Origin of the sequence: Sphingobacterium gobiense (assembly GCF_002980575.1) — a bacterium.
Taxonomy (GTDB): domain Bacteria; phylum Bacteroidota; class Bacteroidia; order Sphingobacteriales; family Sphingobacteriaceae; genus Sphingobacterium; species Sphingobacterium gobiense.
In genome coordinates, this window is the sequence record NZ_PVBS01000001.1 from 271,329 (window position 1) to 290,947 (window position 19,619).

Genomic DNA, 19,619 nt, shown 5'->3' on the forward strand with positions numbered 1-19,619 from the left:
ATTCAGGAGGTTTTTTGTAAGTTTTCTACCAATATGGATACTGAAATAAAAAAGAAACTATTAGACCATTGTTTTAAGCGAATTGAAGGACGAGTGGAGGAAATTACGTTCGCATTAAAACAAGCCCAGGAGGCAATAGAAAGCGACACGAAGAGTAGCGCCGGCGACAAATATGAAACATCGCGTGAGATGATACAGCAAGATTTGAACCGCTATCACATGCAGCTGTCGCAGGCAAAAAAGGACTGGATTTTGTTGCAAAAAATAAATATTGGTATAAAAGAAAAGGCAGAGATAGGTGCGATAGTCGTGACGGAGCAGGTAGCCTATTTCGTTGCCATCAGCTTGGGAGAACTACAGGTTAATAGCATGCGCTTTATGGTGATTTCGCCTTCTTCACCTATAGGTAAGTTGTTACTGGAGTGTAAAGTGGGGAACGAGATTATCTTTAACGGTACGAAACAACGAATAAAAGCTATTTACTAAAGGACGGGACGATTTCAAACAATCTATGGGGTTTATTGTTCCATTAGCAGAGACGACCCTGTAAGGTTTACAGCATTCAAAGCTTTGTTCAATCTGACTAATAATGTTTTACGATGACGCTAATCGATAAATATAAAACACTTTTAAATGCAGCAGAGGATTTAATCATCGAGGATCTACAGTTTATGGAACGAAACCGTGTTCTAATTATCCGAGGCGTGGCGCCCAACGCTGAAGCAAAAAATAAGCTATGGGACATCTATAGCCAAATTGATCCTAATTTTATTTCCGGTGAGGTTTTGTTGGATATCGACGTTCTCCCGGCGGTAAAAGGTTGTAAAGCAAGGCTATTTATGGAGGATCCGGTCTTACTTGTTCACAAAGGTCCGGGAGTTGAATTACCCACTATCGGTAAAATAAAAAAAGGAGAGATAGTCACGGTCGTTAGCCGCGCTAATGTCTATTGGTGGCTCGTCCGTACAGACAATATAGAAGGATATTGCTATGCGGAGAATATAGAACAGGTATAATGTGCAAAATACGCTTTAAGCAAACTTAACCAAACATATCTTCCAACCGGAAGGTCTCTTTTAGACGAACACCCTTTTCGGTATGTTGGAGTGTACAGCACGCATTGATAGGATCATGCTCCAAAAACAATATATATTCATTATCCACGATTTCTTGCCAGTAATGTTGTCGTTCTTCCATGGTGGTTAACGGCCGAACATCATATCCCATTACATAGGGGAGGGGGATATGCCCCACAGAAGGCAGTAAATCCGCCATGTAGAGAATTGTTTTTCCTTGATAACAGATTTGTGGAAGCATCATGGACTCGGTGTGTCCATACGCGTAGCGGATGTCAATGTTAGGAGAAAATGGTTCTCCGTCCTTTATGAAGTGCAACTGTCCGCTTTCTTGTATAGGGAGGATGTTATCTCGGAGAAAGGAGGCTTTTTCTCGCGGATTCGGATTTATCGCCCATTCCCAATGTTTTTCATTGCTCCAGAAACGTGCATTTTTGAAAGCTGGAAGAAGACGTTCGCCGTCCCGTTTTATAGCACCGCCGCAATGATCGAAATGAAGATGTGTGAGAATGACATCGGTGATATCATCGCGGTGGAAACCATATTTTGCTAATGAACCATCGAGTGTAGCATCCCCGTGAAGAAAATAGTGGCTAAAAAACTTTTCGTCCTGCTTATCGCCGATGGCCGTGTCTACCAAAATTAGCTGGTTGCCGTCCTCGATGAGTAGCAATCTATTCGTCCAGGTACATAAATTGCGTTCATCGGCAGGATTGGTGCGTTGCCATAATGATTTTGGCACCACACCAAACATAGCGCCCCCGTCCAACTTAAAGAATCCAGTCTCGATGGTATATAGTCTCATGCATGTTTAAATTTTTACCTCTATCGTAAAGATAGTAAATTTAAACGCGGAGACTAATACTAATAGTTACTTTTTAAACAGTCCGCCTAGTGCGTCTCCTAATTTTCCTTTTGTAACTGCGCTTATAGCGTCATCAATTCCGACTTTACCATCACCATTCTGATCTAAGGCAGTGCCTGTACCGCCACCGGTAAGAGAACTTACGATGTCACTGATATTGAAATCTCCGCTTTGCACTTTGCTGGAAACCATACTGATGATTTGTGGGATAATAGAGCTAGCAAACCCGCTCGCTGTGTGGCTGTCTAATCCTACATTTGTACCCAATTTTGAGGTGAGTGAGGAAATGATATTTTTTACGATCGGATTAGATGTCAAGGCATTTTTATCTGTATTACCAAGCATATTGGTCAAATCACCTAAATTTCCGCCCGAAACGGCTGATTTTAAGCCGTCAAGCAAAGACGAACCTGTTTCCGTAGCTACATTGCCAGTAAGATCATTAGCAATGTTGCTATTCTTGTCAACCTCTTGGGTTGTTGTCTGCTGGATTATTTGCTGAAGTTTGTCAATCATTTTTCCATTTTTTGTTTCCTATAAAAGTAATAAATCTGATCCGTTTCTCTGTACTTTATGTCTTCCTATTTTATAAATTCTACTTTCTCTATGATCATTTCTTGTTCCATCATATCCGAAGGAATCTGGCCACGGAACAACCAGAGATTGAGTCTTAAACGTTCCGCACCTTTAGACAATGGCGTGTCGTTTCCACGGTAAGTCCATTCATGGATACGGTTATCGTTATCCAGGGTCAAACCATGTCCCTGACGACTGAAGAACTCGATTTTATCCCGTTGCCAATTAAATGAATGCGTCGAACGTTCCGTTAATAAGTTGAGATCATAACGTTCTTTGTTGCCGGAACGATCCGACGGTTGTACGGCAAACTGGGAATCATGATTTTCTGGATCTGACCACCTCGAAAACTCGATATCTATTTCTTCTGTATCATGGAGATAAGTAAACAAGCCTCCTACCGTGTGTTGGTCTAATTTGCTTACATCGCTAGCTAGATAAAAAACATATTGACCATAACCTAGAGATTGTTTTAGAATGACTCCCGAGCAATGCCAGATACCTCCTCGCTGCACAATCTTTAGATGTAACCTACCATTTTCATCGACCCATACATTATCTTCCGAATCTGAAAAGTAATTCGGCCCCGGACCGACTCTTTTATCGTTCGATGTGCGAACAATCCAGTCATAGCCCGAGAACTTGATTATCCGATCCGTCCGTACTACTTGTCCATCGGGTTCATTTATATCTGACGAACAAGACCATAACAGTATGGCTGCACTATAGAACATTTTAAAACTATTTAAAAGGAATTGCATATTAAAAGCTATTGAATATTTATTTTAACTACTATATCTTCTATCTCCGCGCCGGTCCTATCTCTTGCGGATAATTTCACGGTGTCTTCCCCTGTGCTTTCGCCGTCATGAATATAAAGCAGACTTAACGATTGAAGATCTGTCTGCACAAATTCTCCGTTTTGCCCAATAATATCCGCGCCCCTGATGAGCCAACCTTTTTGCGGAGCAGTTTTCACGGAATAGATGATATCTGCTGCATCAGCACCTGCTAGCTCCAGTAAATCTGTATTGATGACTGTCGAACCACCGTTTGATACAGAGACCGGTTCATTTGTTTTTACGACTAAGACATTTTGATTTGTCGCCAATGTAGCGATAATCATGGGCGGATCTAGTGTGGCGTGCTCTTTTGAGGCCAGATCGTCGGTTTTATTACCAGCAGGAGCAGCCCCGCTTTCCAGCATAAAGGACACCCTTCCACTTGGAAAATCATTTTTATAAAAATTCGTAATATCAAAATTGAAAGCAGCTACTTTTGAGGTGGTCACGTAAGAAATACGGTTTCCGACCCGGCCTGGTGCGTTATTAAAGGTCACGGTGGATTCTGACCAATTGTTGTTCGCCGCTTGATAAAGATTTAATGGGTAACCATCTCCAGTCGTGAAGCTAACCGCCAGCCTGAGTCGCATATCCACAACGATGCCCGGTTTTTTAAAATCATCAAGGTCAAACATGAGATAGGCAAATCTATCATAAGCAGAGTTGAGTGCTGGGCTGGAGTATTTCGGCCTAAGGAGTGGGTTAGCACCATAACTCGTATTTGCATATAGTTCTCCCGGGCTATCACCAGCGACGAACGAATCAGCTAAAGGATATATCGTGTCTCTTACAAGCGTAGGATCCTCGCTATCATCAATCGCCGGAGCAGAAAAATAGACGATAAAATCGACAGCATGCATCACACCATTTATTGGTTCCAGATTGGATGTGCGGATTTCCCACTGCCTCGTTGTCCCCTGATTGATTAATCCCACGTAATTGTTGTTACGGGAAAGAAACATGGTTTGTCCGTTTTCTGTTTCATAGGGAAGCGGTTGGTCACGGCCGATGGCCGGATCAGTGAAAATAACACGTTCTTTTACGATATGGTATCGCAACATGTTTCGCAGTATAGGCAAGGGAATATCTTCGATTGCGTTATAACCGCTACTTTCCAGATACGTGCTGAAAGCCTTGTTGTTAGGGATAATAAAGGTTCTTTCCTCGTCTTGATATAGAGGTTGGAGTCCGGTGCGTGTGATAGCCCTTTCCAGTTGATTGAAATCGTCGTTTTCCTGGATGAAGCTCCATGCCGTCACGCCTAATATTCCATCTACTCCGGAAGGCTCGTATTTAAAGTTCTCCTGAATTTCGCAACTTGTCATCAATAATATAGTCGTGATACAAGCTGTTAAAAATCGGTTTAAAATTATCTTCGTTTGCATAATAAATTTTCTTTATTATCAATGTCTTTGCATCGAATTATCTGTAAAATTCGTTTTGTACCAGGTTCGGATTACGATTGACGGCATCCTCGTGTATTGGCCATAATATATTACGCGGATCACTTAGTCCGTTGATCGGCTGCATTACCGCAATAGCGTTATCAGTCCGAACGAGATCAAACCAACGGTGACCTTCGAAACATAGCTCTATCGACCGCTCGTGCATGACTGCCGAAACCATGTCGCCGTACTCTTCTATAGCGGTCACTTCAGTCAATGCTTCCAATCCTGCCCGATTACGGACGCTATTCAATAAAGGAAGTGCAAGGCTATGCTCATCCAAACGAGCATGTGCTTCCGCCTTCAACAACATAATATCTGCCAAACGGACCAAAATAATATTGTTTTGAGAAGGATCCGGACTTTCATCATTAAAACCTTCACCAAAAAATTTCCAGATTTTTCTTGGTTGTGCCTGGGTATTGTCCCAAATCTTGGGTTTGCGTAAATCCCCTTCTTCGAATGAAGTCATAAACCGCTGACTTGGAAAATAATTTGCATCATTACCCAGCGCATAAAGCACCCGCATAGCGTTCGTTTGGATCTCGTTGTAACCAACTTCAAATACACTTTCACTACTCAGTCCCGCAGAAAACATATTGTTCCAGTTACTAATGGAAACTAAAGAATACAATGGATTGTCGATTACACGTTCTGCAGCTATAATTGCTTGCTCATATTGTTTACGCCACATATATACCTGTGTCAGTATACCATCGGCACCACCTTTGGTGATCAAAACTCGATCTCGTTCACCTCCGTAACTAGGCGCACAGAATTCAGAAGCATACAAGAGATCGTCAACAATTTGGTTAAGGATAGTTTCTTTATCTGTTTTTGACAAAAATAAATCCTGTTGTATACTCTCATAAGGTTCCAGTGTGAAAGGTACATCACCCCACACCCTAACCAAATAAAAATACGCTATAGCGCGTAACGCCCTAGCTTGGCCTATCAATTGATTCCGCAAGGTACCCGTTTCGTCTTCGAAAACTTCAGGAATATATTTTATAGCATAATTGGCACGACTAATTACCGTATACAGGTTATTCCAATTGGATGAGGTAATAATAGGTGTCAACGTATTCTGGCGAAGTGCAAAAGGATCGCCCGCATGGTTGGTTTCGATCGCATCCGCTCTTCCTTCTCCCCAATAAGCAAAATTAAGTCGAAACGAAGACTGTATGGCATCGTATATTCCATAAACACCTGCCTGTGCATCACTCGCGTTTTTGTAAAATCCCTGCGCGGAGAAACTACTGATCGGTTCTTTTTCTAGAAAAGAACAGGAACCCATCAATAGAACGGACAAAAAGGCAATCCATTTTATTATATTTTTTTTCATAACCTACTATTTAAAGACCTATATTAAAACCAAAGATGAACGTTCGGCTCTGTGGGTAGGACCCTTCATCTACACCCACCCGCAATCCTGCGTAAGAGTTTACATCTGGATCAAAGCCTGTATATTTCGTCCAAGTAATTAGGTTCGTCCCGGTGACAAATGCGTCTAAACTCCTTATACCAATTCTGTTGATTAAGGTAGGAGAGAAACGGTAACGGAGGTTGACATTTTTTAACTTGATATAAGAACCATCCTCTACCCAGCGGCTCTGCACACGGCTTTCGCTTTGCATAGGATCGTCCCGTACAGGTCTTGGGTAATCGGTAATATCTCCTTGCTGACGCCATCTTCTTAGCGCATCCGTAGAAAGATTGTTGTACCGCACAATGGTATTTCGCTGGTGATTGATCTCACTGTATATGTCATTGCCATAAGAGAATTGAAATAACACATTTAAAGAGAAATTTTTATAACTAAAATCGTTGGAAATACCTCCAAAAAAATTTGGTTCTGCTTTGCCAATAATTTGCCTATCATCCTGATTAATAATATGATCTCCGTTCAAATCGTGCCAGATGGGATCTCCTCCTTTGAAAACAGGCCCCAGCGCACCGTTTGTAACCCCGTTTACATTGTCTGTATCACGGGAGTATACACCGTCAAATTTCCATCCGTAGAAAATACCGATAGGCTGACCCACCTGCAAAATATGATACGCCCCATTTTGTATATAACCATTGGTCAACAAATTCTCGGGAAGGGATACAATTCGATTTCTATTTGCACTGATATTGAAATTTGTCGACCATCCGAAATTACCTACCAGGTTTTTGGTCGATAATAGGAACTCAACACCCTTGTTTTGGATGTTTCCGATATTCTGGGTTATTGTACTAAATCCAGTCGTAGTGGGAATGGGTACTTCATAAAGCAGGTCGCGGGTATTTTTGACATAATAATCTGCATTTAGCGTAATTCTATTTACCAGAAACGATAAATCTATGCCGGCATTGTATTGTACCGTAGTTTCCCACGTTAAACTAGCATTTGGCATCACCGATGGTGCGGCTCCCGAATAATCCAAATAATTGATTCCGACCAAAAATTCACCTTGAGATGTATAATTTCCAATGGCGTGGTTTCCGGTGCTACCTACGCTAAAGCGAAGTTTTCCGTCGTTCATCACATTCTTTATACCTTCCAAAAAGGGCTCGTCCGTAAAACGCCAACCCGCGGAAGCCGAGGGAAAGAAACCAAATCTCTTGTCACGGCCAAATCGCGAAGAACCATCTGCTCTTAAGTTAGCTTCCGCTAGATATTTTCCTTGATAGTCATACGATGCTCTACCAAAATACGACAGCATGGCACTTTCGGCCTCTACATTGACTCCTTGATTGGAAATAACACTCGCCGCGTTTATTGTCCGGATGTCATCGCTCGGAAAAAACATGCCATCTAGTCCTGTACGTTCAAATCTCCAATCCTGCAAACTGAATCCAAGTAACCCCCCAAAGTTATGATCATTGTTGAATACCTTGTTATACCGTAAAATATTTTCATTTGCCCACGTAATGTTGTTTGTACTTCTGACAGCTCCCGTATTGTAGCCTTCTCTGTAATCTAATATCGACGGCATGAATTCGTTCTCTTTCATCGTGGTGAAATCGAAATGTAGATTGCTGCGAAAACTCAGCCCGTCCAAAATTTCATACTCCAGGTATTCGCTTCCGATAATTCGATGACTTTTATTATTATGTGTGGCATGCATGGCAATACCCACCGGGTTTCGTCGTCCCAATTGATAGCCATTTAGTGATCCGTCAGGAAAATACATAGACATGACTGGGGGTCTGACCAACAGCTCACGAATAACACTCAAGTTTCCGGTTCCACCGGCATTAATCCGATTGTTTGTGGCATTGGTGTAAGCAATGCTTTGCCCGATTTTCAACTTATTGGATACATGGAAATCGACATTCAATCGGGAAGTGATGCGTTTGTAATTGTTACTGATAATAATACCGTCCTGATCTAAATAAGAATTGCTCCATGAATATTGTACTTTGTCGCTTCCTCCGCGAACCGCTAAATCCACTTTATACTGTCCAGCGCTTCGCAACAATTCTCTCTGCCAGTCGATATCGCCATTGTTGGAGGGATTTAATGAATCCACTATTGTCCAGAACGGCTCTTCGGGATTATTCATATTATTATACGAATCGATTACGGCTGCTCGATATTGGCTGGCATTCAAAACGCCCAAATGACGTGTGATTGAACTTACCCCTGACATGAAGTTAGCCGTTATTTGCGCCTTGCCTTCTGCGCCACGCTTTGTAGTAATCAATACCACACCATTTGCAGCACGTGATCCATAAATGGCTGTAGACGCCGCGTCTTTTAGTATTTCGATGGAAGCAATATCGTCAGGGTTAATGTCAGCCAATGGGTTTAACCCAAAGTTTTCCGTACCATTTAAAGACGATAGTGAATTAGATTCTATCGGAACACCATCGACCACAAACAGTGGATTGTTACCAGAATTTAGCGAAGAATTCCCTCTAACTCGAATCGTCATTTCCCCTCCGGGAGCCCCTGAATTAGATGTAATCTGTACACCCGGTGCACGTCCCTGTAAAATAGAAATCGGATCTTGAAGAGCGGTTTTTTCGATTTCATCACTGCCTACCGAAGCAACCGATCCGGTCAAATTTCGCTTTTTTTGTTGTCCGTAAGCTACCACAACTAGATCATCCATCTCGACAGTTTGATCTTCGAGTATAATGGATAGTTCTTTACGATCTCCCACCGTTACCGTAACCGAAGCTTTACCTACATAAGAGAATGTGAGTCTGTCTTGAGGTCTAGCCGTAATGGTAAACGTTCCGTCTTGCCTCGTTAAAGCACCGTCGCTCGTATTTGTATTAAGGCGTATCGTCGCACCAATAATAGGCGAACCGTTTGTGTCTCGAACTGTACCGTTGATTGTTGTTTGCTGTTGCCGGTTTATAGGAGCAGATTTTGAACTAGAATTTATTTCTTTGTTCAGTACAATGTTTTTTCCTGTTTGTTTATACTTGATATCGAAAGGAGGTAGAATTTCATTAAGTACTTGGTTAACATGGACATTTTTATAGTTTACATTTATCCTTGCTGATTCGGGAATAATCCGTTGGTCAAACAGAATATTGTACCCACTTTGCTTTTGTAACTCACGGAGTACATAATCCAGCTTAACATTCTTCTTGTGAAGGGTAACTTCTTGTCCAATAGCAGATGCATTGACCTGCAATGTTGCCGCAAGTAGAAAGGGGAGGGCTAAGGATAATTTCATTACTACAGGATTTTTGTTCGTACGGCATATTTCCCATAGCAATATGCCCAACCAATTTTTTTTATACATTTGTATTCGGTTGATTTATAATTTAACACGTTAGTTTTCAATCGTTAGTCAAATTGACTAAGCTATGGGAGGTGCTGGTAACACCTCCTATTTCTTAAATAAACTTTTTATTTCATTACGGTTATCCTCCTTCCGTTCAGTTTGAGTTTTACAGATCCCGTCCATTCTATGGTTTGAAGTAATGTTTCAATGTTTTCGAATTTAGACACCTTACCCGAAAACCTGACATCATTTACTTCAGTCTTGTACTCTACATCGACATCATACCATCTGGCGATATCGTCCATAACGTTTGCCAGTGGGGCATTGTCGAAGGCAAAATCTCCACTTTTCCAAGCTTTAACATAATACGGATCTATTTGTGCAACGTTAATCTTTTCTAATTTTTTATCGTAAACCGATTGATCATTGGGTTGGAGAATATAAAATTGATCGGTGGATTTACCTTCAAATGCTACCTTTACGCTTCCTTCGATTAGTGTCGTTGTTACTTTATTCCGGAACGTGTTTATATTGAATTCAGTGCCCAATACCTCCAAGACCTGTCCTTCTGACTTTACCAAAAATGGGATAGGCTTATTACCAACTGTTGATTTTGCCACATCAAAATAGGCTTCACCTTCCAATTCCACTTCTCTAACAGAAGCGCCCTTGAACGAGACAGGGTATTTGAGGCTCGAATTTGCATTTAGCCAAATCTTTGTGCCGTCCGCCAATTGAATGGCATACTCACCACCTCTTGGTGTAATAAGCGTATGCATTTCAGCTACTTCGTAGTTGATAGTTGAAGATTCGAGATAGGAAACACCTCCATTTTTGTCGTTCACGGTAAAGAAATTGTCCTTGTTTATGCTAGCAGTTTCCGGATTGCTCCCCAGTTCCTGGTACGTGCCATCCCCAAAGACAATTTTGGCTTTATTACTGCCGGGGTGCACCGTTGGATAAGTATCAGCAGTTTTTAGAGAGCGTTCTTCCAGCTCGAAGTTGGATTGAAAAAGGATAAAATAGATACCTAAAAAAATAGCAAGTACCGCTGCCGCTGCAACAATATTTTGATATCTCCATTGTCGTTGCTTTTTTGCTTTGCCAACCGACCTGTTCCGGATAACAGCAGCTACCTCTGGATTAGAGCGTATACGATCGTACAATTTTTTGCTGTCATCAGCTGAAACTTTTAAAGTTTTTTCTTCATGTAACTGATCCCATAGGAGTAAAATCTCCTTCTCAATGCGTGGATTTTGCATCAATTCATGTAGTTCAGCATTTTCAGCAGCAGAACATTTGCCCTGCTGACGTTTCTTAATGAGATATATTAAGCGTTGTCTGTCCAATTTTATGTGCTTTATTGAATATTATATCGCACAAGATTGAAAATAGGACTAGGTGTTTGTTAAAAAATCAGAAAAAACATATTAATCGTTGTAGCTTGATCCGAACGGTTTTGGTCGCTACAGCCAAATGGTTTTTTACCGTGTTCTTGGAAATAGCAAGCTCGTCTGCAATTTCCTGACAAGATAGATCCTCCATTTTATGGAGTACAAATACTTTTCGTTGTTGCTGGGGTAGTTCTTCTATAATCTTATGTAGACTATCATGTAACTCTTTTATCAATACAGCCTCTTGCGTGTCGTATGGGTTTCTCTTGGAAAGTGTGCCAATATGAACCAAAGCCTCCTCTCGGATTACCTTCCTACGAAAATGAGAGACAGCAATCCGTTTAGAAACGGCATAAAGAAAGGGCAGTATACTTTCTGCCCCGTGTATTTTGTCCCTATAGATAAAAAGTTGGGTAAAAGTATCTTGGGCAACTTCTTCGGCTTCCTCCCGATGATGGCAAAACCCATAAACGTATTGTAGAATAACTTGATGATATATCTCAAATATTATTCTAAAAGCTTTTGAGTACCCTGCTCTAAAGTCTGCGAAAACCGTTTCAGACACCTCTTTCATTATTTATTTTTATCAGGCCATTGGTAGAGATTATTAATCAAAAATATTCGTGCTGACGAATCATTATTTCAAAGATATGAAATAATGATAGTCATTACCAAACATTAAATCAAGTCAGTTGTCGGATGTTATCCGAAACAACGGGGTAGAATACGGGCTAAATATCAATCGATTTTATTTCTGGATAGGCGCTGGTGCAATAACTGAATCTTGCTATTCCGATAGTCGTTCTCCTGTTTCAATTCTGCTTCAAAAAAAGAATTTTTATTCAACCGTATAAAACGCTCATCCAAATCTGCCGTATCCAAAGCTTCCAACGCTGCTAATACCTCTGGTATATCGTCCTCTTTAAAATCAGCTGAATTTACTCTCATTTCTATGGCCGTATAAGTCAAATATTGTAATCGGATATCTGCCATCAGTCGATAATGCTCAAATTCGTTCTGATTCAGGCTGGGTTGTAATCGATGTAGCGTGGAGGCTACCATTTGAGCAGTGTCTAAAAGGGACGACATCGACAAATGCGTATCACTGATCTGTCCTTGTACAATTTCATAAGGAATAGCTTTCAATGCCGTCCAAAAATCTTTTGCCTGTTGCTGACTAAAACCGTACTGTTTTTGAGTGTATTGGAGAACAAATGGCTCTATATTTAGGGGCTTCATATTGTTAACCCCCTCAAAGAAAGCCCCAATCAATAAGTTGAAGCCCGTGATTGGATAGACACGCCGGATAGCGTGCAGGTCAGCGGCATCTCTGGTGGATTCCCATAGGGTAGAATACAGGCCTGATGTCGACCATGAAGTCATGATAAGGCCTTTATAACCAAAATTTCTGGCCAGCGGAATAAAATCCCTGATATTTCTAAGGTGCTTTTCCCATAGTGTCAAGAAATAATTGTCGGGATGACTTCTGATGGAAGGAGCGCCCCATACCTCAAAACCACTGTTCAATAAGTTATTGTGGTCACCAAACATATGAATATCCCAACCATAATTCCAATCTACAAATACCGTTTCTTTAGGTAAACCTTGTAGTGCATCTGGGTATTTCAACGCAATATCAGCCCAGAGCACGGGACGTTTTCCTAAGCTTACGACAATATCACAAAGTAGTTTGATAAAATCGCCATAAAGCCTACCTTTACCTACTTCTGCTGCCTTTTTCTTTGATTCAGGCGAGTGCCCTAGTAAATATGTTTCGTCTCCTCCTATGTGGATATATGCTGATGTGTGTGTGGAAATAAGATCTTGATATAGCTCGGTAAATAGCTCACGGTTTAATTCTTCTTTCAAAGGGTTCACCTGGGAATAATCTTTTTGATCTTCTCGAAGATCCTTATAACGGTGATGTCTAAGGATGTATTCTACGTGACCAAAACTCTGTTGAAGCGGTATGACATTAATCTTGAGTCGATTGCAATAGGCGATAAAATCAGTGACTTCTTCCCGAGAATAAGCAAACCTATTGGCTATCAAAGGATGTTTTTTGAATGGGTAAGTCCCTTCCCATTCCATAATCAATGTATTGATACCGTTTTCACTTAATTTTTTCGCGAAAGCTTTTAATGCAGGCATGGTCATCACCTGTATGCGAAGATCTAAATGGAAGCCCTTTACTTTAAAATCAGCGGGTGTGGTTCCCGTCGGTTGAGCTTGCAGAGATAAAAAAGAGCATACAAAAAAAATGGTCGCGATAAATAAAATATAATTTTTAAGATGCATTTTGTGATTGTTTCTTAAGTCAGCGATTCATATATCAATATACTATATCGCACAACGTTGGAAACAGGACTAGGAGGTTTAAAAAAAAGAGCTGACCTTCTGGACAGCTCCTTTTTTATCAATGCGAACTTAGGTTCTTCGCTTTTTCTTCATCAAAGTTAGCTTCCAATTCGGCAAGCTTTTTCTTCCCGTAAGCCATTTTGGTAATCACGTAAAACAACACGGGAATTATAAATATACCGAGCAAAGTGGCGACCCCCATACCACCAAACACAGTCCATCCGATTGTTTGGCGAGAAAAGGCACCTGCTCCGGTTGATAACATCAATGGTATAATACCTAAGATAAAGGCGAAGGAGGTCATGATGATAGGTCTTAATCTCAGCTTAACAGCATCCAAAGTCGCTTCCATTAGTGGCATACCGATATCGACCCGTTCTTTTGCAAACTCTACAATAAGAATTGCATTTTTCGACGCAAGACCGATAATGGTCACTAAACCAATTTGTGCATAAATATTATTATCCAATGCAGGGATAAATAACAAGGTCAGGATGGCCCCGAATACACCAATAGGTACAGATAACAGAATCGAGAATGGAACAGACCAACTTTCATACAGGGAGGCCAACAGCAAAAACACAAATACAATACACAAGGCAAAAATCATGATCGTCATGTTGCCCGATTGTTTTTCTTGTAGCGATAGACCGGAGAAGTCATAGCCATATCCGTCAGGTAAGGTTTGCGCTGCGACTTCTTCCAAAGCCCGAAGTGCGTCCCCAGAACTATACCCGGGAGCGGCGGATCCAGTAACCTCAATACTTCTAAAGATATTATAGTGATTGATAATCGATGGGTTCTGAACGAGTTCCCAATTGATGAGTGCACCTAATGGAACAGATTCTCCTTTCACATTGTTGACATATAATTTATTCAGATCCTCTATGTTCATACGATAATCTTGGTCAGCTTGTGTCACAACACGGAAGTTACGACCATAACGCGTGAAATCGTTGACATAAGCAGAGCCGAGGTAAGCTGATATCGTACTATAAACAGATGATATAGGAACCGACATTCTTTTAGCTTGCTCCCTGTCCACCGTAATCTTGAAGTTAGGAGAGTTTGAACTGAAAAGCGTATAGGCCATACCTATCTCTGGCCGCTGGTTCGCCGCGGCTAAAAACTGTCCGACAACGCCTTCAAACTGTTTGATATCGACCGTTTGATGGTCTTGTACCATCATCGAGAATCCACCCGATGTTCCCAATCCTGGAATAGCTGGTGGAGTTACCGCCAAAACACGTGCTTTGTCATATCCGGCATATTTAGCCATAATGCCACCCGCAACGTCGGCAGCGGTGCGTGTTCGCTCTGCCCAAGGTTTTAAGGAAACAAACAACGTTGCTCCATTTGACTTAAACGATCGATTCAAAAGATTGATACCGGAGATAAGTGTCATGTGCTTGATTTCGGGAAAGTCTTTACGTAAATCGGCTTCAATTTCGTCAAGCACCTCTGCTGTACGGCTTGCAGAAGCTCCTTCGGGTAAGGTTACGCCCGCAAAGAACATTCCGTTATCTTCCGTGGGAATAAACCCTGTTGGTTTCACACTGAACATATATCCTGTGCCTACATATACACATACTAAAATAATAAGTGCTAACGGCGCTTTGTGTATAATCGCTTTTACACCCCTAGAGTATTTATGCGTTACGCGATCGAACCAAAGATTGTATTTATAAAAGAATTTATTTAAACCTTTAGCGTCTTTGTTTACCGCAGTAGGCCTCATCATAATGGAACATAATGCCGGTGTCAAAGATAACGCGATAAAAGCAGATAATAATACAGAAACGGCAATTGTAATAGCGAATTGCTGATAGAGTTGTCCAACCATTCCGGGGATAAAACCGACCGGAACAAATACGGCGGCAAGAATAAAACCAATGGCTATAACGGGAGCTGTAATATCTCGCATAGCGTGTCGGGTTGCTTCTTTGGCATCCATCTTATAATGGTCAATATAGTGCTGCACAGCTTCTACCACGACGATGGCATCATCCACCACGATACCGATGGCCAATACGAATGCTAATAGCGTAAGGTTGTTAATCGAAAATCCGAACAGCGTGAAGAAAATAAATGTTCCCACAATGGAAACTGGAATTGCCAGTACGGGGATTAAGGTGGCTCTCCAAGATTGCAAGAAGAAAAATACCACAATGGTCACTAATATCAACGCTTCCACCAATGTGTGGATAACTGAAGAAATGGATGCCTTGACCACCGAAACAGTTTCATAACCCACAACGTAGTCAACGTCCTCTGGGAACGATTTTTTTAATCCTTCCAAGGCGCTATATATGCCCTCAGCTGTTTCCACCGCATTTCCCCCAGGTGTTTGGGCAACCATCATCCCGGTGGAAACCATACCATCCACTCGTGTCGTGGTTGAATAGGCGAACGAGCCCAATTCCACTCTTGCCACGTCTTTGAGTTGTACGATAGAACCGTCAAGGGGATTTGTTTTAACAATGATTTCTTCGAAGTCTTCTTCGGAAGATAGATCAGAATCCGTAATAACGGGGTATTCGAATACTTGCGAGTTGTGTTGAGGTGGAGCACCCACGGAACCACCCGGCATACGCAAGTTTTGTTCTGCGATTGCACTGGAAACATCTGCAGGCGTCAAGTTTAAAGCAGCCAGCTTATTGGCGTCAAGCCATATGCGCATGGAGAAGGGTTGGCCAAAGGCAGTTACATCACCCACACCCTTAACCCGCATGATCGCATCACGAACGTATAAGTTAGCGTAGTTTGCTAGAAATTTATCATCCCGTGTTCCGTTTGGCGATACTAACGAGACAAGCATCAGGATGTCTGTATTCGCTTTACGTGTAGTTACCCCTAAACGACGTACGGCCTCTGGTAAAGCCGGCTCAGCAATGCCGACACGATTTTGTACATCGAGTGTGGCAATATCGATATCTGTACCAACTTCAAAAGTGACCGTAATACTCGACTGCCCATTTGACGTACTATTAGAAGACATGTAAATCATGCCCGGCGTACCGTTAATCTGGCTTTCTATCGGCGTTGTCACCGTCTGTTCAACGGTTTGTGCATCCGCACCAGTATAATTTGCCGTTACTGTAACGGTAGGAGGGGCGATCGATGGATATTGACTGATGGGCAACGTCATGATGGAAATCGTACCTATAATCATAATCAATATAGAGATAACGATTGCCGTGACAGGCCTTCTTATAAAAACTTCTGATATCATTTTTTATTTACTTTCTTCTTTTTCAATAACTTTTGCTCCACTTCGTACATTCAGGATGCCATTGACAACGATTTTGTCTCCTACTTCTACACCCGAGTTTACCACTACTTTGTCTTCTAGCTTTAAACCCAGTTCTACAGGGCGTATTTCTGCTTGACTACTATCGTTTACTACGTATACATTGTAAACACCTAACTGATCCTGTACCGCTTTAAATGGGATAACCAATTGCTCCGTAGCCGATGTACTTTTCACATTCATAGTAAGGTTCATACCTGCGCGTAAATCGTTTTGCGGATTGCTGAACGAGGCCCGTACTTTTAACCGTCCGGTGGTCGGATCAACAGCTCTATCCATAGTTGCTATTTTTCCAGCAAGCGCGTATGTATTTCTATCAGGCAAGGAAACACTGATTTCCGTAGACGACTTGCCTGACTCATAAGCAGCAAACTCAGAAATCTCCTTCTCACTGATTTGAAATTCGACGGCAATAGGATCGATAGCACTGATGGTGTTCAAAAGTGTTGTACCTGGAGAAACTAAGGCACCGATACGTACTTGCGAAATGCCGACTGCACCACTGAACGGCGCCCGTATAACAGAACGTTCTAGGTTTGTTTGTGCGGTCGTTAAGGCAGCTTGTGCAGCTTGCACTTGCGCTTTTTGGTTGTTTACATCTGTAAACGCGTAATCCAATGTTTGTTTTGCTATCGCATCCTGTTCAGCTAGTGTTTGGTAGCGTGTCAAATCCTTCTCAACACGTTGGAGGTTTGCTTTTGCAATCTCCAAATTGGCCTTCGCCTGATCCACAGCTGCTTGATAACGGATGCGGTCAATTTCATACAGCGGCTGTCCTCGCTTTACCATAGCACCATCCGATATATATATTTTAGTCACATAGCCTGATACTTCCGCTAAAAGATCGGCTTCTTGTAGCGGAACAACGCTAGCAGGATAGTTCTTAATACCAGAAACAATCTGTTTTTCAACGGTTGCCGTTGTCACCGGAATAGCCATTTCTCCCGGAGCCACTCCTTGTTTTTGCTGGGCTCCATCCTTGGAGCTGCAGGATTGCCAGAATATTGCAGAACCTATAATTAGTGCAGAAAATAAATAGTTCTTATTCATGTTTTCGTGTATTTCGTGGTTGAAAAATAAGGTTTGTTTTATAACGTTGTTTCTACTGTACCTAGCGCTTTTTGAATGTCTAACTTACTGGACAGCACAGCGTATAAAGCATTAAGGTAATTTAATTGAGTGGTTCGGAGATCACTTTCGGCTGTCATTAGCTCTAAATAGGTTTTCACCCCCGCATCATATTGTAGCTTGATGGTATTATAGACCTCTTCTGACAAGTCCATATTTTCTTTTGCATTTCTCCACTCATTCATATTGGAACGATAGCTTGCCATTGCTGCGGAATATTCTGCACTGATCATATTTTCCAGATTTTTCAAATCCCATTCAATTCTTTCTTCTTCCAATTCTGATCTGCGGATCTCTTGTATACGTTTTGTACCCGTAAAGATCGGAAGGGATAAGGATAGGCCTACGGATGAACTTGGGATGTTGTTCCTATATAACTGACTAAATTCGTTGTTGAAATAGTTCATATTATAGTTGGCATACGCACCTAGTCGAGGCATAAAGCTCCATTTTTGATATTGGGTGTTCAATTTTTGAATCTCGCTCAATGTTTCCAGTTGCTGGAACTCTACTCGATTAGCAATATTAAGTAGTTCCGTAGTATCCAGCAAGATGTTGGCTTCCAACGACTGATTGATAAAAGAGAGTGATATTTCTTCCGCTGTAGGGATATTTAAAAGAGATTTCAAATAGTCATATTTGTACTTTCGCGCTTCGTTAGCTGATTTTAATTGCGCATTGGCATTGTTCAAGGATATTTGTGCCCTTTTATAATCTATTTTATCTACCAAACCAGTTTCATAACGCGCGTTGGCTTCCGTATACTGGCGTTTTAGACGGACAATATTCTCGTTAATGATCTTAATAGTCTCTTCTGATGTGAGAATGTCATAGTAAGCTTTGCTGACATCCACCACCGTATTGATCTTTGTATCTTCCAAGTTCAGGTTATTCTGCTGACGTATATATTTAGCAGCGCGAGATGCTTGAAACAACTCGGGGTTAAGTATAGCCTGATCCGCTTGGAAACCAATAGCGCTGGTGTTAGTCTGGCCCATTCTTATGGTTTCACCCCCGATCACCATGGCAGGTAATTGGATGTTGTGTACCAAGGACGCCGAGGCGTTGATTTGTGGAAACCAACCCGACAAAGCAGAAGCGATTTCTCGTTCCCCAATTTCTTGATCGATATGAGCCTGTCTTAGCTCGATTTTATTGCGCAACGCATAGTCGATAAGCTCATCCAGCGTTGCGTTGTTATTAAGCTTCTCAGCTTCTCCATTTTTAGCGGTAGTTTGTGCTTGCACATATCCCGTGAAGTAACATGCCAGAAACAAGGACAAAGCAATTTTTTTGAACTTCATATTATTGATTTTTAACACCATTCCAAATTATTTCGATTAAATCCTCACGACCTTTGGTTTGCATTTTGCAAAAACCATATGTGACCATTTTGACATGGGACGTCGCTGACCCAATATAAACAGATATTAAGGTATAGAAACTTACGTTTCGAATGATACCCGATTTTATGCCTTCTTCAAAAAATAAATACATTTTGTCAACGCCATAATAGGTAGTCTTCTTCTGTTTTATAAGCTCATAATATGGAGATGAGTAAAATTGTTCTATAAACCAGAAAGTTTCTTTATGGGTTAAATAATAATCTACCAAACGATTCCAAATGTAAAAGAATCTCTCCTTATAAGCTAAATCTTCATCAAAGTTGAAAATATGCTCGTTAGTTTTTTCCCGGCAGTATTTAAAAAGCTCTAGAATCAATTCGTCCTTGGAATTGAAATAATGGTAGATTGTGCCTGTAGCTACATTGGCATGGGTAGCAATCTGACTCATCGGGGTACCATGAAAACCGTGCTCGTTAATAAGTTTAAGCGTGCTTTCAAAAATGGCCTCTTTTTTATTTAGTAATTGAACGTTCATTCGGTTGCAAATGT

General features: G+C 41.4%; 15 protein-coding genes. 2 read left to right on the forward strand and 13 right to left on the reverse strand.

Annotation, left to right across the window (positions count from 1 at the left end):
- Positions 1-33 precede the first annotated feature (33 nt).
- Entirely contained in the window at positions 34-486 is a 453-nt protein-coding gene (locus tag C5749_RS01180; protein ID WP_105722257.1) for a hypothetical protein, read from the forward strand.
- A 113-nt stretch (positions 487-599) separates the two neighbouring features.
- Positions 600-1,016 (forward strand): SH3 domain-containing protein, encoded by a 417-nt coding sequence (locus C5749_RS01185; RefSeq protein ID WP_105722259.1) that lies wholly within the window; start codon positions 600-602, stop codon positions 1,014-1,016.
- 25 nt (positions 1,017-1,041) lie between these two features.
- Here C5749_RS01185 and C5749_RS01190 read toward each other — a convergent pair whose 3' ends face one another.
- The 13 genes from C5749_RS01190 to C5749_RS01250 all read right to left on the reverse strand — a co-directional run bounded on the left by C5749_RS01190 (position 1,042) and on the right by C5749_RS01250 (position 19,605).
- On the reverse strand, positions 1,042-1,881 hold the full coding sequence (locus C5749_RS01190) for an MBL fold metallo-hydrolase (RefSeq protein ID WP_105722261.1): 840 nt from the start codon (positions 1,879-1,881) through the stop codon (positions 1,042-1,044).
- A gap of 66 nt (positions 1,882-1,947) precedes the next feature.
- A complete protein-coding gene (locus tag C5749_RS01195) occupies positions 1,948-2,457 on the reverse strand; it encodes a hypothetical protein (protein WP_105722263.1) in 510 nt (169 codons plus the stop codon).
- Between the two features lie 65 nt (positions 2,458-2,522).
- Positions 2,523-3,251: a glycoside hydrolase family 16 protein gene (locus tag C5749_RS01200; protein WP_105722265.1), complete on the reverse strand. Its 729-nt coding sequence runs from the start codon at positions 3,249-3,251 to the stop codon at positions 2,523-2,525.
- A gap of 35 nt (positions 3,252-3,286) precedes the next feature.
- A complete protein-coding gene (locus C5749_RS01205; protein ID WP_105722267.1) occupies positions 3,287-4,744 on the reverse strand; it encodes a CBM96 family carbohydrate-binding protein in 1,458 nt (485 codons plus the stop codon).
- A 37-nt stretch (positions 4,745-4,781) separates the two neighbouring features.
- Complete coding sequence (locus C5749_RS01210; protein ID WP_105722269.1) at positions 4,782-6,149, reverse strand: RagB/SusD family nutrient uptake outer membrane protein; 1,368 nt, start codon at positions 6,147-6,149, stop codon at positions 4,782-4,784.
- A gap of 10 nt (positions 6,150-6,159) precedes the next feature.
- A complete protein-coding gene (locus C5749_RS01215) occupies positions 6,160-9,483 on the reverse strand; it encodes a TonB-dependent receptor (RefSeq protein ID WP_105725083.1) in 3,324 nt (1,107 codons plus the stop codon).
- Between the two features lie 176 nt (positions 9,484-9,659).
- On the reverse strand, positions 9,660-10,883 hold the full coding sequence (locus tag C5749_RS01220) for a FecR family protein (protein WP_105722271.1): 1,224 nt from the start codon (positions 10,881-10,883) through the stop codon (positions 9,660-9,662).
- 67 nt (positions 10,884-10,950) lie between these two features.
- Positions 10,951-11,502 (reverse strand): RNA polymerase sigma factor, encoded by a 552-nt coding sequence (locus C5749_RS01225; RefSeq protein WP_105722273.1) that lies wholly within the window; start codon positions 11,500-11,502, stop codon positions 10,951-10,953.
- Positions 11,503-11,666: 164 nt separating this feature from the next.
- Positions 11,667-13,226, reverse strand: coding sequence for a beta-N-acetylhexosaminidase (locus C5749_RS01230; RefSeq protein WP_105722275.1), 1,560 nt, complete (start codon positions 13,224-13,226; stop codon positions 11,667-11,669).
- 118 nt (positions 13,227-13,344) lie between these two features.
- A complete protein-coding gene (locus C5749_RS01235) occupies positions 13,345-16,518 on the reverse strand; it encodes an efflux RND transporter permease subunit (protein ID WP_105722277.1) in 3,174 nt (1,057 codons plus the stop codon).
- A gap of 3 nt (positions 16,519-16,521) precedes the next feature.
- On the reverse strand, positions 16,522-17,646 hold the full coding sequence (locus C5749_RS01240; protein ID WP_105722279.1) for an efflux RND transporter periplasmic adaptor subunit: 1,125 nt from the start codon (positions 17,644-17,646) through the stop codon (positions 16,522-16,524).
- A 38-nt stretch (positions 17,647-17,684) separates the two neighbouring features.
- A complete protein-coding gene (locus tag C5749_RS01245; protein ID WP_181151237.1) occupies positions 17,685-19,028 on the reverse strand; it encodes a TolC family protein in 1,344 nt (447 codons plus the stop codon).
- A 1-nt stretch (position 19,029) separates the two neighbouring features.
- Positions 19,030-19,605: a TetR/AcrR family transcriptional regulator gene (locus C5749_RS01250; RefSeq protein WP_105722283.1), complete on the reverse strand. Its 576-nt coding sequence runs from the start codon at positions 19,603-19,605 to the stop codon at positions 19,030-19,032.
- Between the last annotated feature and the right edge of the window lie 14 nt (positions 19,606-19,619).